The sequence below is a fragment of the Legionella sp. km772 genome, from assembly GCF_003989735.1.
Lineage (GTDB): Bacteria > Pseudomonadota > Gammaproteobacteria > Legionellales > Legionellaceae > Legionella.
The window spans coordinates 1-13,882 of sequence record NZ_RZGQ01000081.1 but is presented as its reverse complement, the minus strand read 5'-3'; the positions used below and the strand labels follow the sequence as shown (position 1 = coordinate 13,882).

Here is a 13,882-nt window from a genome sequence, read left to right as displayed (position 1 = left end):
AAACTCATTTAAATCACTTTGCTATTAAGTACAAATTGATTCTTAGAGCGAACCAGATTGCTTGGCAGGAGCTTAAAAATATGGCAGCTTAAAATTGACCGTGCGTAACATGAGTAAATTAGATAGGATAATTGTGTAAGTTCTGCTTTAAATCTAATTGTGCACTATACTTTCTGTGAGGGGTGCAATAATGGAGGGTATTATGTCCTTACACGAAGATTTAGATGATTATTCCTTTTCCGATTCTAAATACGATGATGTTGACGATGTTGAGGAGTTAGATCAAAAGAAAAGAATAAAACGCTTGCTTGATGAGCGTCTTGAACGCAAACGATTGAAAGATGAGTTTAAAGACGATTTTGATGAGTTGAATGGGGAATTCGATTGGGATGAGCTTGATAAATAATCTTCACGTGTTCGTGAGGATTAATAGGTCATCTCAGCTACGCCTGCTGCTCTTAAAGTATTCTCCAACAAGGACACTATGGTCATAGGGCCCACACCACCAGGGACGGGACTTATCCAGGATACTTTATCTTTTGCCTTATTAAAATCAACATCACCACGGATCGAACCATTTGCAAGACGATGGATTCCAACATCAATAAGAATTTGATGAGGCTGAAGCCAATCGGCAGAAACTACGTCTATTATGCCGGTTGCTACAATAACTATATCTGCGCTTTCCACAAATTGCTGTAAATTCTTAGTAAAACGGTGGCAGATAGTCACTGTAGCCCCGGCTAACAATAGCTCTAGACTAAGAGGACGCCCTACGATATTGGAAGCGCCGACTACAACAGCATGTTTGCCTCGCACATCAAGTTGATAATGGATTAATAAATTCATTATCCCTAAAGGAGTGCAGGGGCGTAAGAGTGGATTTCTTTGTGCTAATCGCCCGAGGTTGTAGGGATGGAAACCATCAACATCTTTTTGGGGATTTAAATGTTCGATGATATCGCTAGTAGTAATATGAGAAGGTAAGGGGAGTTGGATTAGAATTCCATCGACATCATTAGCATGATTTAATGAGGTAATTAAATTAAGTAACTCCTCTTGGCTACTACTTTCAGGTAAATCATAAGAAAACGATTTAATGCCTACCTCTTCACAAGATTTACGCTTATTATTTACATAAATAGATGATGCGGGATCCTTACCTACTAAAACCACGGCTAAGCCCGGAGCTCTATGCCCTTGTTTCGTATGCCTTTGCACTCGTTGTTTTAGTTCTTCTTTTTTAAGAGTGGCAACTTCATTTCCACGTATTAACGATGCAGGCATATCTTCTCCTTTAAATCGGCGAAGATTATGAATTAGTGGTTAAGCTAAAGCAAGAAAAGTTCAAAAGAAAAATTGCCCTTTCTATGAAATTTGCGCCAATAAAATAAGCTTTGCTTCAATGTTGTTCATATTTAAGCTTTATACATTTGTGGTGATTGATTTTATTGAATAGAACATCAGATAATGTTATTTTTTATCAAGAATTTACTCATATAATTAATCCCTCTTATGGCGCGGAGTTCTGATTGAAAAAAACTCTTCTAAATGCTGCTTTACTGGCCTTAATGACACCCATTTCTTCTATTTATGGACTGGGTCTAGGTAAAATGACGGTAAAATCCGCGTTAGATCAACCATTTTTAGCCGAAATAGAAATTGTTGATGTAAAAAGCGTGGCTTTAAAAGATGTCAGGGTTGGAGTGGCTGATCCGGCTAATTTTGAGGAAATTGGTTTAGAGCGGGCAGCCGTTTTATCTTTGTTAAGTTTTAAGATTGAAAAAAATGAACAAGGTAAAGAAATAATTAAGGTTGAGTCAACGGAGCGAATGTCTGAACCTTATATGGAGTTAGTCGTGGATCTAACTTGGCCTGAGGGGCAGTTATACAAGGCCTATACCATCTTGCTCGACCCTCCTGGCTATCGTTTAGTCTCATCCACCATCCAGGGCGGGGCACCTCATTATAAATATAATCAAAAACATAGCAATGAGCCAGGTGTTATTGATAAAACAGTAGTCACTACAGTCAATCATAATCCAGCAATGGGTAATGACAATAGAAAAAAAGCAAGTTATGGACCAACCGTTACGAATGACAGCATATGGCAAATTGCCCAAAGGTATAAATCTGCTGATGTAATTTTGCCACAAGTGGTTCTTGCTATTGTGGGTGCAAATCCTGAGGCCTTCAATAAAGGCAATCTAAATGGTTTAAAGGTTGGCGTTCGTTTAACCATTCCTGCCACTTCAGATATAGCGAAAGTCCCTGCAGATTTAGCAACAGCAGAGGTAATGGCTCATGATAAAGCATGGAATGATAAACAACCCATTGAACATGTTTTAACTCCTCCTTATCTGAGTAATAATCAGAATGTAGCGAGCCAAAATAAACCGGTTAGTACACCGTCTGATTTAACTATAGTGCCCTCTATACCTACGCCCAATAGTTTACCTTTAATCCCAGCACAGGTAGGCAATCCTTTAACTGTTAATCCAGCACCAGTGCAAACTACAAAACCACAGGATATTGAACAAGATCCTACAATTAAAACAGAAATTTCATTAACGGCAGCGGCAGTTGAATCGGTTAGAGAAGCGAATGCTTTATTAATGGAGCAGCTGCGCTTATTGCAAAAACAAAACGATAAACTCCAAAAGCAAGTAGAGCAACGAGATAAAGAACTTAAGCGGCTTAAATCGCAAATCCAAGTATTAGTGAAACAAAGACAAGGCTTGCCAAGTCAAGCAACTAATAATGATACTGAAAATTCGCTAAGCCTATGGCCAATTCTTCTATTATTGCTTGTTGGCGGTGGAGGAGCCGGTTTTGCTTATTGGTATTTAAAAAACCGGAAACCAAATAGCGTTAAATCTGGTGTTCCTACCACACAATCTTTAGATACGGATAGCCCGTTTATAAAACCAAGAGAGGAAGGTAATGCAAGTCAAGTAGTTGTTGAAACTGTAAAGGTTAAAAAACCTGAGGCTCCACCCCAAACCGAACTGATGCTTGTTGAACCCCCGGTAGGGCAAGAGCTTGCGGGTAAGGAACATAAATTAGAAGAAGAGACTCGCCCAAAAGCAGCCGATTTAGACCTAGAGAACACTGTAGCAGCTGAAGGAGCCAATAATAGTGAACTATTAACTTTTGAATCTAATCAGGTGCAACAAAAACCCAGTGAAGCAGATGAGACATCCATTAAGAAAGAAGCAAAAGAAGAATCTCCAATTGAATTTAGCAAGGAATTAGCAACACCCAAGACGGATATTGAGTCAACCTCATTAACGCAAGAGAGCACAGACTCCTCTGAGGAATATTTAGAGTTTGAATCTGGTTTACATCATAGTCTCAGTTCATCTTTAGAGCCTTTAACAGTGGAAGAAGAAAAAAATGAAGAGAGTATTGATTTTGTTCTTCCAGACGCTCAAGAAACTAATTCGGTAAACCTACCAAAAGATGAGAAAGAAGAGAAAACAATCGAAGTCGATGAAAGCCTTAGTCAATTTTTTGTAGAAGATAAACCTCAAAATAGCGACGTCGAAGAAGAGTCTGCGCTGGAGACGGAGCTTAAAAAAGACCGCCTAAAAAGTAAAAAAGCCTTAGAAACTCTTTTAGCTCTCGCGAAAACCTACATCAGCATGGATGATTTCGAGTCTGCCCGTCACTCCTTAGAGGAAGTGGTTGAACACGGGAATAAACAGCAAAAAGAGGAAGCCAACAATTTACTCCAGTCAATTAAGGATAAGTAACGAGTAAATTGAAGTTAGTATCTTTAGTATATAATTTGCTAAACTATTTTGAAAGCTGAGCAACCGGGACCGAATTATCTTCTAATCACACGCTTAAAGATAAGTCACGCCCATGTTTTGTATTAATTTGTCTGAATTGTATTTTTATGATAAAATAGAGTAAATTTAATGCAAATTATTGAGTTGTTATGCTGTTCAATATCCACAATATGCTTGTGAGTCAACACGGCCAACAGAAACTTAGAGAGACATTAAAATACAATTTTATAGAGTTGCATAACGCTATTATTGAAGACATGATGGATAGAATTAAACACGTTTTTTCGCTAGTTCGTTCTATTGATAATCTCAGCCAAGAGGAGTTGGATGATTATGAGGACTTTTCGATTCCTTGTAATGCGCTTAAAAAATGTATAGATTCCACCTATTAAATGCATTTTATCTGAGCGAAATTTTAGCTGTTTTTCATCGTCATAAGCATCTACGAAAATTTCCTATGCCTCATGAGGAGTACTTAGATAAAAAAGCAGAAAACCTGGTTAAATTAATTCATGCGATCAATCCGGAAGTAAAAAAAAGTCAATCTATCAAATTGTTAGATGTAGGCTGTGGAGATTGTCAGTTGACCGTTCGTGTTTCTCAGAAATTAGGAGCTAAACCAACTGGAGTCGACTTGAAGGGGCCCGCAGAAGATGGCAGCCTTTGGAGTGGAGAGGCCGGCCTTGTCAATAAATTAGATAATGAGATTGTTTATTATGATGGTCTTAATCTTATTGGATTTTTAAAAGAAAAAACAGAAAATTACTCTCAACTCTTCGATGTAGTAATGTTGAATCATGCGCTACACCACTACCCAGGAAGAAAGTCTCAAATAGAGGGTTTACAGCAAGCCATGGCACTGCTCAAAGAAGGTGGTGTAATGCTTTTATCAGAGCATGCCACAGTATTGGACGATGAATTCATAGAGCTGCAGCATGTTTTATTTGATCTAAAGGCAAAGGTTTTATCTTCAAGCAGATCAAAAAAATCGGATTTAATGGCTTTATGTCAAGCAGAGGTAGCACACTATGAAAATGAGAAACATCGAGCCTATTACCTCTCGGGGCCCTTGCTTTTAAAAATTGCTGAAGCCCTGGGTTTAAAAGCGGTCCTTTACAGGAAGCAAAGCAAAGAGGGCGAGTCTGACGCATCAAAGACTATTATTATCGGCTTTGTTAAAATAATTCCATGTTTACAGTCGCGAGAGTTGGAACGATTTCAAGCAATACCCCTGGGGACTTTAATGAGTTCTAGACGAATTTCATCTTTAACGGGAGAAGATATAGAGTTCAATGTGCGAAATGATAAGAGCATAACCAAAGCACTTTCATCTAAACCCTTGTAAGAACGTACCTAAAAAATTGCCAATAAGGCCACATTATTTATCATAGTTTAACGAAAAAGTAACCTTAAGGCTGTTTATTGAGTTGTTGTCTTTTAAAATACGCTAATGCCAGTATTTAATCGGCTAAGCTTTAGACTAATTTACACTGACCAGCTTTAATTGCGGGCGCATTTTTATTATGGGTACAAATAAACTCAAATTTTAATTGAGGTAAACTAGCCGTTTTTTGTGTTAAGCGCTTAATTTCTTCAACGAGTTTTGGCTTGGCTAAATTGTATAATAAGTGTGTTTTATCAAAGTCTAAGACACCACAACCCCCATGGCTAAAAGTTGTGGTACATTTATTGTTTATACAATCAGTGCTGGAACGATCAGGATTGCGTTGGAAACCTATAAACCAACTACCAAAAGGTAAACCCTAGTTTATTGGATTCATTAATGTAGCTATCCATTGCTGTTTGACATTCGGCAGTATTTTTATAATCTATAGTGCCAGCATGCACTATAATTGGAAAAGACAAAGCCAAAAATAGCGAAAGTATTTTAATCATAGTGTTCAAGATAAACGAAAAAATTTATTGTATACAAGTTTTGTAAAATTTGAAATATAAATTTCATTTTCGGCTTAGTGAGAATTTATACTGAAGAGTCATAAAAGAGTAGCAGGTCATGCTCCTTTATAGCGCGCAAACAATATAGTAATTAGAAGTTAATCCTAGGAGAATGGACAAGCATCGATCCACTTCTGAGGGCTTTCAAAAGAGCAGTTCAATTTGCTACTAGATTAAATATCATAAAAGCACGTGATATTCTTTGCTATTTCCACTCGCGAGACTATGGACAAAACAACAAGGGTATTATAAATTGACCCTTTTATCGGGAATATTTGATGCGTATTGCCTTAGTGGTTGAATACGATGGATGCCAGTATCATGGTTGGCAGGCGCAAACGGGTTTGCATACAGTACAACAAGCGCTTGAAAATGCTTTGTCCAGAGTAGCTGATTGTACTATTTCAGTGGTATGTGCTGGACGTACCGATACGGGTGTACATGCTACAAATCAAGTGATTCATTTTGATTGTGAAAAAGAGAGAACTATTCGTTCATGGATTCACGGGGCAAACTCCTATCTTCCTAAAGATGTATGTGTTAAATGGGGAAAAGAGGTTCCAGAGGAATTCCATGCGCGTTATTCGGCTACAGCTCGCCGTTATCGCTATGTCATTTATAACGGAGCAATTCGTCCTGCATTGTTGCGCTCGAATGTTACTTGGCAGTATCGACAATTAGACCATCGACTCATGCACCAAGCGGCACAAAACTTACTCGGTGAAAATGATTTTACATCCTTCCGCTCGGTGGAGTGTCAATCGAATACACCGATGCGCAATGTTCATCACTTAGAAGTATCACGTATTGGTGATTTAATAGTGATAGATATTACTGCTAATGCTTTTTTGCATCATATGGTGAGAAATATTGCTGGAGTGTTGATTGCAATCGGCTCAGGAAAGCATCCTGTTAGTTGGGTAAATGAAGTCTTAGAGGCTAAAGATAGACGATTAGGAGCAGAAACAGCGCCTTCTTATGGTCTATACCTGGTACAAGTAACTTATCCAAAGGAGTTCTCTATTTTGCAAAGCAATCCGGGCCCCTTATTTCTTTGGGAGTCATAGATTTTGCGCGTTCGAGTTAAAATGTGCGGGATGACTCGTACTGAGGATATTCAAAAAGCCATTGAATTAGGAGTGGATGCCTTAGGCTTGATTTTTTATGAAAAAAGCACTCGTTGCGTGAGTCTTGAGCAAGCTAAAATCCTATTAAACAATATCCCACCCTTCGTAGACCTTGTTGGGGTTTGTGTGAATTCAGAAGCGGATTTTATAAAGCGTCTTATTGATGAGTTACCCCTGCACCTATTGCAATTTCATGGCGATGAGGATGCTGAGTTCTGTGAGCAGTTTAAAAAGCCTTATATCAAAGCTATTCATCCTAAAAATGAAGAGCATATTTTAGGCTCAATGCAAGAATTCCAGCATGCTCAAGCGCTTCTTCTTGATACTCCCTCGGTGATGAGAGGAGGAAGTGGGCATTGTTTTAATTGGGAAATTATCCCCGAAGCCTCTCCTAAACCGTTTATTTTGGCGGGCGGCTTGAATGAGTTCAATCTTGGTGAAGCAATTAAAACCTGTTCACCATGGGCTGTTGATGTATGCAGTGGTATCGAATCCTTACCTGGGATTAAAGATCATATAAAAATGAGTCGCTTTATGAAGACTCTAGGGGATGTAAACCATGAGTAAAATAGAACTTCCTGATGCTCAAGGGCATTTTGGTATTTTTGGTGGAATGTTTGTTGCAGATACCCTTGTTCATGCTTTAAAAGAACTGGCGCAGGCTTATGCACAATACCGCAATGATCCCAATTTTATTGCTGAGTTAGATGCAGAATTAAGCGATTATGTCGGCCGGCCTAATCCTTTATATTACGCAGAGCAATTAAGCCTGCGTTTGGGTGGAGCCAAAATCTATTTAAAGCGGGAAGACTTAAATCACACCGGAGCTCATAAAGTTAATAATACCGTAGGGCAGGCTCTATTAGCTAAACGGATGGGGAAAACTCGAATTATTGCTGAAACAGGTGCAGGGCAGCACGGGGTTGCCTCAGCAACTGTGGCTGCTAAATTAGGCTTGGAATGCGTTGTGTATATGGGCGCCGACGATATTAAACGTCAAGCAATGAATGTTTATAGGATGAAATTGCTTGGGGCTGAGGTAGTGCCTGTTGTTTCTGGATCGAGAACCTTGAAGGACGCTTTAAATGAGGCGATGCGTGATTGGGTTAGTCATGTAGATAATACTTTTTATATTATTGGCACTGTTGCAGGTCCGCATCCCTATCCACAAATGGTACGGGATTTTCAAACCATAATTGGTCGAGAAGCTAGGGCCCAATGTTTAGAAAAAACGGGTCGACTACCTGACGCTCTAATCGCCTGTGTCGGAGGCGGCTCGAATGCCATAGGTTTGTTTCACCCTTTTTTAAATGACGAATCAGTCGCTATTTATGGGGTTGAAGCCGGTGGTAAAGGTCTAGATAGTGGTCAGCATTCAGCGTCATTGATTGCTGGAAAACCCGGTGTATTACATGGTAACAGAACCTATCTATTGTGTGATGAGAATGGACAAATTAAAGATACCCATTCTGTTTCAGCGGGTTTAGATTATCCAGGAGTTGGACCTGAGCACGCTTATTTAAAAGACATTGGCCGAGCTCATTATGTGGCAATTAATGATGATGAGGCTTTAGAGGCTTTCCGTACTTTAACGCGGGTGGAGGGAATTATACCTGCCCTTGAGTCTAGCCATGCCATCGCTTATGCTATGCAGCTTGCAAAAACTATGACCCCTGAACAAGTTATTATTGTGAATTTGTCTGGCCGTGGTGATAAAGATATCCATACTGTGGCTGCAATTGATGGAATTAAGGTTTGATTATAAATGTAGTAGGTTAGGCTCTACTCTAACAATCGTTGAGTAACGAGACGACCTACAGTAATCCTTTTAATCTAATCGAAAATATGCTGTAAGGAATTTTAATGAATCGTATTGATAAAACTTTAGCACATTTAAACGCTCATCATAAAAAAATGCTTAGTCCTTACATTACAGCAGGAGATCCTCACCCTGATGTTACGGTTGATTTGATGCATGAATTAGTGAAGGCTGGAGCTGATATTATTGAATTAGGAATTCCCTTTTCTGATCCTATGGCTGAGGGCCCTGTAATTCAACGGGCAATGGAGCGTGCCTTAAGTTATTCAATAAGTACTAAAGACGTATTGGAAATGGTCAGCCGATTCCGTCAAAAAGATAGTGAAACCCCTATTATCATCATGGGTTATTTAAATCCCATTGAACAATACGGCTATACTCATTTTGCTCAAGATGCGGTAAGGGCGGGTGTTGATGGCACTATTTTAGTTGATCTTCCCCCTGAGGAAAGTGGGGATATTGCCAAAATATGGGAAGAGCATGGTTTATATTCAATTTATTTATGCTCACCCACTACCTCTGAACAACGTATGGCTTTAATTGCTAAGTATGCAAAAGGTTATCTCTATTATGTTTCCTTAAAAGGAGTAACCGGCTCTGATACTTTGAATACAGAGTTAGTACAGGGCCAGTACCAACAAAGAAAAGCACAAACGCACTTACCCCTCATGGTGGGTTTTGGGATAAAAACGGCAGAAATGGCTGCGGCTATAGCTCGTTTTGCTGACGGAGTTATTGTAGGAGCTGCTCTGATTTCCCGAATTGAAGAGGCTTATCCAGAAAAAAATAATTTTATGAACGCTGCTGGGCGCTTAATTAATGATATGCGTCAAGCAATTGATAAGAATGGAACAAAGTAAATGACAGAAACAGCTGAGAAACGCCCACATTTTATTAGACAATTAGTTACGGAAGAATTAGAAAGTGGTAAACACCAATCGTTAGTTACCCGTTTTCCTCCTGAGCCTAACGGTTATTTGCATGTTGGTCATGCAAAGTCTATCTGCTTGAACTTTGGTTTAGCAGAGGAGTTTAAAGGAAAATGTTTTTTACGTTTTGATGATACTAATCCAATGAAGGAAGAGGAGGAGTATGTCAATGCGATTATTGACGATGTGCGTTGGTTAGGTTTTGAATGGTGCGAGATGACCCATTCTTCGGATTATTATCAAGAGCTTTATGATTTTGCTGTTTATCTAATTAAGCAAGATAAAGCGTATATTGATAGCTTGACTATGGAGGAAATTCGCGAGTATCGCGGGACTTTACAAGTACCTGGTCGTGAAAGTCCTTATCGAGATCGACCTCTGGAGGAGAGTTTAGATTTATTTCAGCGTATGAAAGAAGGCGAATTTCCAGATGGGAAACATGTCCTTCGCGCTAAAATCGATATGAAATCAGGCAATATCAATTTGCGTGATCCAGTTTTATATCGAATTCGTCATGCACATCACCAACGCACTGGTGATCAATGGTGCATTTATCCTATGTATGATTATGCGCATCCTATTTCTGATGCATTGGAAAAAATCACCCATTCTTTGTGCACATTAGAGTTTCAAGATCATCGGCCATTATACGACTGGCTTATTGAAAATTTGCCTTTACCTGCGCGGCCAGTACAAACAGAATTTGCTCGGCTTAACCTCTCACATACAGTGACTAGTAAACGTAAACTCAGGGAGTTGGTAGAAAAAAATATTGTATCAGGTTGGGATGATCCTCGCTTGCCTACATTAAGAGGGATGCGTAAACGTGGTTATCCGCCGGCAGCAATAAGACAATTTTGTGAGATTATTGGCATATCCCGTAGTGACTCTGTGATTGATATGTCTATTTTAGAAGAGTGCATTCGCGCTGAGCTGAATAAAACTGCCAAACGAGCCTTGTGTGTTTTAGATCCCATTAAAGTGGTCATTGAAAACTATCCTGAGGGAAGGGTAGAGCAACTTAAGGCTAATTTTCATCCGCAAGATCCTGAGTCTGAAAGCCGTGAGATACCTTTTTCGCGCGAATTGTATATTGAGCGCTCTGATTTTATGGAGGAGCCACCGAAAAAGTATTTCCGTCTATCTCCGGGCTCAGAAGTGCGGTTACGGCATGCTTATGTGATTAAATGTCATGAAGTAATTAAAAATAATCAAGGTGAAATTGTTGAATTACGCTGTACTTATGACGAAAATACCTTAGGTAAGAATCCTGAGAATAGAAAAATAAAAGGCGTGATTCATTGGGTCTCTTGTGAGCAAGCCTATCCGGTGAGTATTTATCAATATGATCGCTTATTCAATGATGCCAATCCAGCCCGTGAAGAAGACTTCTTACAATTCTTAAATACTGATTCATTGCGAACTCAACAAGCGTTTTGTGAGCCTTCATTGGCAAAACAAGCAGAGGGTGAGGTATTTCAATTCGAACGACTTGGCTACTACTGTGTTAATAAGATAGAAAACAAGCAGGTACAGGCTTTTCATCGCATAGTCGATTTAAAAGACACATGGGCAAAATAAGCTAAGGGGAAAAAATGTTATTTTTATATAATTCTTTAACCAGAACTAAAGAAGAATTCAAACCCTTGGTGCCTGGAAAAATTGGCATGTATGTGTGTGGAGTGACCGTCTATGATCGTTGTCATCTTGGGCATGCGCGCTCTATGGTTTGCTTTGATATTATTGTTCGCTACTTGCGTTCACAAAACTATGAGGTGACCTATGTGCGCAATATAACGGATATTGACGATAAAATTATTACTCGTGCTAATGAACGTGGTGTAGCTATTAATGAATTGACCTCACAATTTATTAAAGCTATGCATGATGATACGCAGGCCTTAAATATATTACCTCCTGATTTAGAGCCCCGTGCAACGGGTCATATCCATACCATTATTCATTTAATTGAGCGTTTAATAGAGAAAGGCAATGCCTATCTTAGCGATAATGGAGATGTATGTTATCAAGTAGATTCATTTGCTGAGTATGGGAAATTATCGAATAAAGATATCGAAAGTTTAGTTTCTGGCTCACGAGTTGAAATTGTCAAAGAAAAACGTTCCCCTTTAGATTTTGTGTTATGGAAAAAGGCAAAAGAAGGTGAACCGAGTTGGCCCTCACCTTGGGGTGAAGGACGCCCTGGTTGGCACATTGAGTGCTCGGCTATGGCCATGCATGAGTTAGGCGAACAATTCGATATACACGGTGGCGGTTTGGATTTGCAATTTCCACATCATGAAAATGAAATTGCTCAAAGCGAAGCGGCCACTTGCAAACCCTTCGCCAATTACTGGCTTCATGTGGGAATGTTACAAGTAAATAATGAAAAAATGGCTAAATCCTTAGGTAATTTTTTTACTATTGAGGATGTTTTAAAAGTGCATCATCCTGAGGTAGTGCGTTATTTCCTTCTAAGCAGTCATTATCGAAGCCCTCTAAATTATTCCGAAGATAATTTATTAAATGCTAAAAAAGGCTTGATGAGATTGTATCAAGCGATTAAAGATATTTCGATTAATGACGATAGCTTAGATGAGCACTGGATAAATCAATTTAACCAGGCGATGAATGATGATTTTAATACTCCAATTGCTTTATCGGTTTTATTCCAATTAAGCCATGAGGTAAATAAAAATAATTCAACTGTTTTAGCGGCAACTTTAAAATATTTAGCTGGTTTAATGGGCCTTTTACAAGAAGAGCCCTGTTCATTTTTACAAGCTGGCTTTGCTGAAGATGACAAAGAAATGATTGAAAGGCTTATTGCCGAGCGACTTCAAGCAAGAACAGCAAAAAACTGGGCTCGCGCCGATCAAATCAGGGCTGAATTATTGACACAAGGTATTGAGTTAGAGGATGGTGCAAACGGGACTACGTGGCGGAAAATATTAGGATAAGGGTATAAAGGTAGCTCTATATGGTCTTTTTCTTAGGAAATTAGCTTTGATTTTCTCTTAAGGCTAGCAATCGGCTGGCTTTTATTTAGATAGTATTGGATAAAAATTAAACAATGGCTATACTTACAATAATTGTGTAGAAAACTATTAATCGTTTTTTATACCTGTATTAGTGTAAGGAGATGTGCCATGGGTAATTTAATTGGCAGCAACGCGAATGATATCGTTAAAGCAGCTACAATTAATAATGCTCTACTCTCTCAAAAAAATACAGTTAGTCAGAAATCAATTTTAAAAACCCCTAAACTAAGGGTTGATGACAATAACGTAAACCCTAATGCTGCAGCACCAGTTACTATAACTAATTTGCAGGGCTTGTCGCAATATCTTGGCTTATATAATAGTAAAGGTGTAGTTCCTGTTGCCTCCTTAAACAAAGCTGATAATGAGGTAAATACTAAAATCAATACTAGTGACACTAGAATTAATTATGTGCTTCAGTCAAATACAAATTCTAGAGGTGCAGATTCTAGTTGGACAGCAAACACGATAGTTAATGGTGCATTTATTGCATCGGGAAGTGATGTTCGGGTTGATATTCTAAACTCTGATTCGGGTTATGATAATAAAATCTATTGGTCAACAGACAATTTCCAAACCAAAAATTATTTAGGGCTAGATAATCAAGGTGGCAGCTATGATCTAGGATCGTTTGCTGCAGGCACTCAGATAAAGTTTGCTATCGATAATGGTGTGGGTGGTTTTTATCAAACCGGTAATCCTTCAGCTAACCCTGATAATTATCAACATGCGAAATTTACTACAACAGCATCTGGTACTGAAATTGGATTTGAAGATTTAGACGGAGGAGGGGACCAAGACTTTAATGACGCTATTATTCAAGTTAAAAATGTTAACCAACCTCCAAAAAACGAAAGCCAGCTTAACCAGGCTACCACGCAGTACCATGAGGTAGATAGTAAACAGAATCAAGCTCCTGTTGAGACGGTTAACAAATCTAAACTTGTCTTCAAATCGGTGTTAAAGGGTTCAGATTTGAAATCATTAGCCCATGATAAGTTTATCCATCCAAGCGAAATAAACAAAAACTTGTTAGGAAGTGCTCACAATATCGATCTGCATTCGGATCAGACCAAGATTAATTTTATAAATTCCTTTAGCTAGGTCCGGGGATCTGGAACAAAATTCAGGAAAAATAAGAGCTATTCCCGGTTTGTTAGTTCATTCACCTTACTCTCAGAATGGCTTATCCACAAGTCCATAGGCCAGGAGAGCT

Annotated in this window: 12 protein-coding genes; 11 read left to right on the top strand and 1 reads right to left on the bottom strand. The window is 38.9% G+C overall.

Going from position 1 to position 13,882, the window contains the following annotated elements:
- Positions 1 to 202 precede the first annotated feature (202 nt).
- Entirely contained in the window at positions 203 to 406 is a 204-nt protein-coding gene (locus ELY15_RS09415; RefSeq protein WP_127099417.1) for a hypothetical protein, read from the top strand.
- Between the two features lie 20 nt (positions 407 to 426).
- Here ELY15_RS09415 and folD read toward each other — a convergent pair whose 3' ends face one another.
- Positions 427 to 1,287: a bifunctional methylenetetrahydrofolate dehydrogenase/methenyltetrahydrofolate cyclohydrolase FolD gene (gene folD / locus ELY15_RS09410; protein WP_127099416.1), complete on the bottom strand. Its 861-nt coding sequence runs from the start codon at positions 1,285 to 1,287 to the stop codon at positions 427 to 429.
- A 245-nt stretch (positions 1,288 to 1,532) separates the two neighbouring features.
- On the opposite strand from folD, the gene ELY15_RS09405 reads away from it, so the two are divergent.
- The 10 genes from ELY15_RS09405 to ELY15_RS09360 all read left to right on the top strand — a co-directional run bounded on the left by ELY15_RS09405 (position 1,533) and on the right by ELY15_RS09360 (position 13,770).
- Positions 1,533 to 3,755 carry a FimV/HubP family polar landmark protein gene (locus ELY15_RS09405; protein WP_127099415.1) on the top strand — a complete coding sequence of 741 codons (2,223 nt, stop codon included), beginning with the start codon at positions 1,533 to 1,535 and terminating at the stop codon, positions 3,753 to 3,755.
- Positions 3,756 to 3,943: 188 nt separating this feature from the next.
- Positions 3,944 to 4,186: a hypothetical protein gene (locus ELY15_RS09400; RefSeq protein WP_127099414.1), complete on the top strand. Its 243-nt coding sequence runs from the start codon at positions 3,944 to 3,946 to the stop codon at positions 4,184 to 4,186.
- Positions 4,165 to 5,139, top strand: coding sequence for a bifunctional 2-polyprenyl-6-hydroxyphenol methylase/3-demethylubiquinol 3-O-methyltransferase UbiG (locus ELY15_RS09395; protein WP_127099413.1), 975 nt, complete (start codon positions 4,165 to 4,167; stop codon positions 5,137 to 5,139). Before ELY15_RS09400 ends, ELY15_RS09395 begins: the two co-directional genes overlap by 22 nt.
- 889 nt (positions 5,140 to 6,028) lie before the next feature.
- Entirely contained in the window at positions 6,029 to 6,817 is a 789-nt protein-coding gene (truA, locus tag ELY15_RS09390) for a tRNA pseudouridine(38-40) synthase TruA (protein ID WP_127099412.1), read from the top strand.
- Positions 6,818 to 7,444: a phosphoribosylanthranilate isomerase gene (locus ELY15_RS09385; RefSeq protein ID WP_255411084.1), complete on the top strand. Its 627-nt coding sequence runs from the start codon at positions 6,818 to 6,820 to the stop codon at positions 7,442 to 7,444.
- Positions 7,437 to 8,636: a tryptophan synthase subunit beta gene (trpB, locus tag ELY15_RS09380; protein ID WP_127099411.1), complete on the top strand. Its 1,200-nt coding sequence runs from the start codon at positions 7,437 to 7,439 to the stop codon at positions 8,634 to 8,636. The genes ELY15_RS09385 and trpB overlap by 8 nt, the downstream gene beginning before the upstream one ends.
- A gap of 104 nt (positions 8,637 to 8,740) precedes the next feature.
- Positions 8,741 to 9,556 carry a tryptophan synthase subunit alpha gene (gene trpA, locus ELY15_RS09375; RefSeq protein WP_127099410.1) on the top strand — a complete coding sequence of 272 codons (816 nt, stop codon included), beginning with the start codon at positions 8,741 to 8,743 and terminating at the stop codon, positions 9,554 to 9,556.
- On the top strand, positions 9,557 to 11,206 hold the full coding sequence (locus ELY15_RS09370; RefSeq protein ID WP_127099409.1) for a glutamine--tRNA ligase/YqeY domain fusion protein: 1,650 nt from the start codon (positions 9,557 to 9,559) through the stop codon (positions 11,204 to 11,206).
- Between the two features lie 14 nt (positions 11,207 to 11,220).
- On the top strand, positions 11,221 to 12,585 hold the full coding sequence (cysS, locus tag ELY15_RS09365; RefSeq protein WP_127099408.1) for a cysteine--tRNA ligase: 1,365 nt from the start codon (positions 11,221 to 11,223) through the stop codon (positions 12,583 to 12,585).
- A gap of 189 nt (positions 12,586 to 12,774) precedes the next feature.
- Positions 12,775 to 13,770, top strand: a complete 996-nt coding sequence (locus tag ELY15_RS09360) for a DUF4114 domain-containing protein (protein WP_127099407.1) — start codon at positions 12,775 to 12,777, stop codon at positions 13,768 to 13,770.
- Positions 13,771 to 13,882 lie beyond the last annotated feature (112 nt).

Bases quoted from the DNA above. Each gene is read 5' to 3' on its own strand.
- ELY15_RS09400 (WP_127099414.1), top strand. From the start codon at position 3,944: ATGCTGTTCAATATCCACAATATGCTTGTGAGTCAACACGGCCAACAG.
- ELY15_RS09395 (WP_127099413.1), top strand. From the start codon at position 4,165: ATGTATAGATTCCACCTATTAAATGCATTTTATCTGAGCGAAATTTTA.
- ELY15_RS09415 (WP_127099417.1), top strand. From the start codon at position 203: ATGTCCTTACACGAAGATTTAGATGATTATTCCTTTTCCGATTCTAAA.
- cysS (WP_127099408.1), top strand. From the start codon at position 11,221: ATGTTATTTTTATATAATTCTTTAACCAGAACTAAAGAAGAATTCAAA.
- ELY15_RS09360 (WP_127099407.1), top strand. From the start codon at position 12,775: ATGGGTAATTTAATTGGCAGCAACGCGAATGATATCGTTAAAGCAGCT.
- ELY15_RS09370 (WP_127099409.1), top strand. From the start codon at position 9,557: ATGACAGAAACAGCTGAGAAACGCCCACATTTTATTAGACAATTAGTT.
- folD (WP_127099416.1), bottom strand. From the start codon at position 1,287: ATGCCTGCATCGTTAATACGTGGAAATGAAGTTGCCACTCTTAAAAAA.
- trpB (WP_127099411.1), top strand. From the start codon at position 7,437: ATGAGTAAAATAGAACTTCCTGATGCTCAAGGGCATTTTGGTATTTTT.
- trpA (WP_127099410.1), top strand. From the start codon at position 8,741: ATGAATCGTATTGATAAAACTTTAGCACATTTAAACGCTCATCATAAA.
- truA (WP_127099412.1), top strand. From the start codon at position 6,029: ATGCGTATTGCCTTAGTGGTTGAATACGATGGATGCCAGTATCATGGT.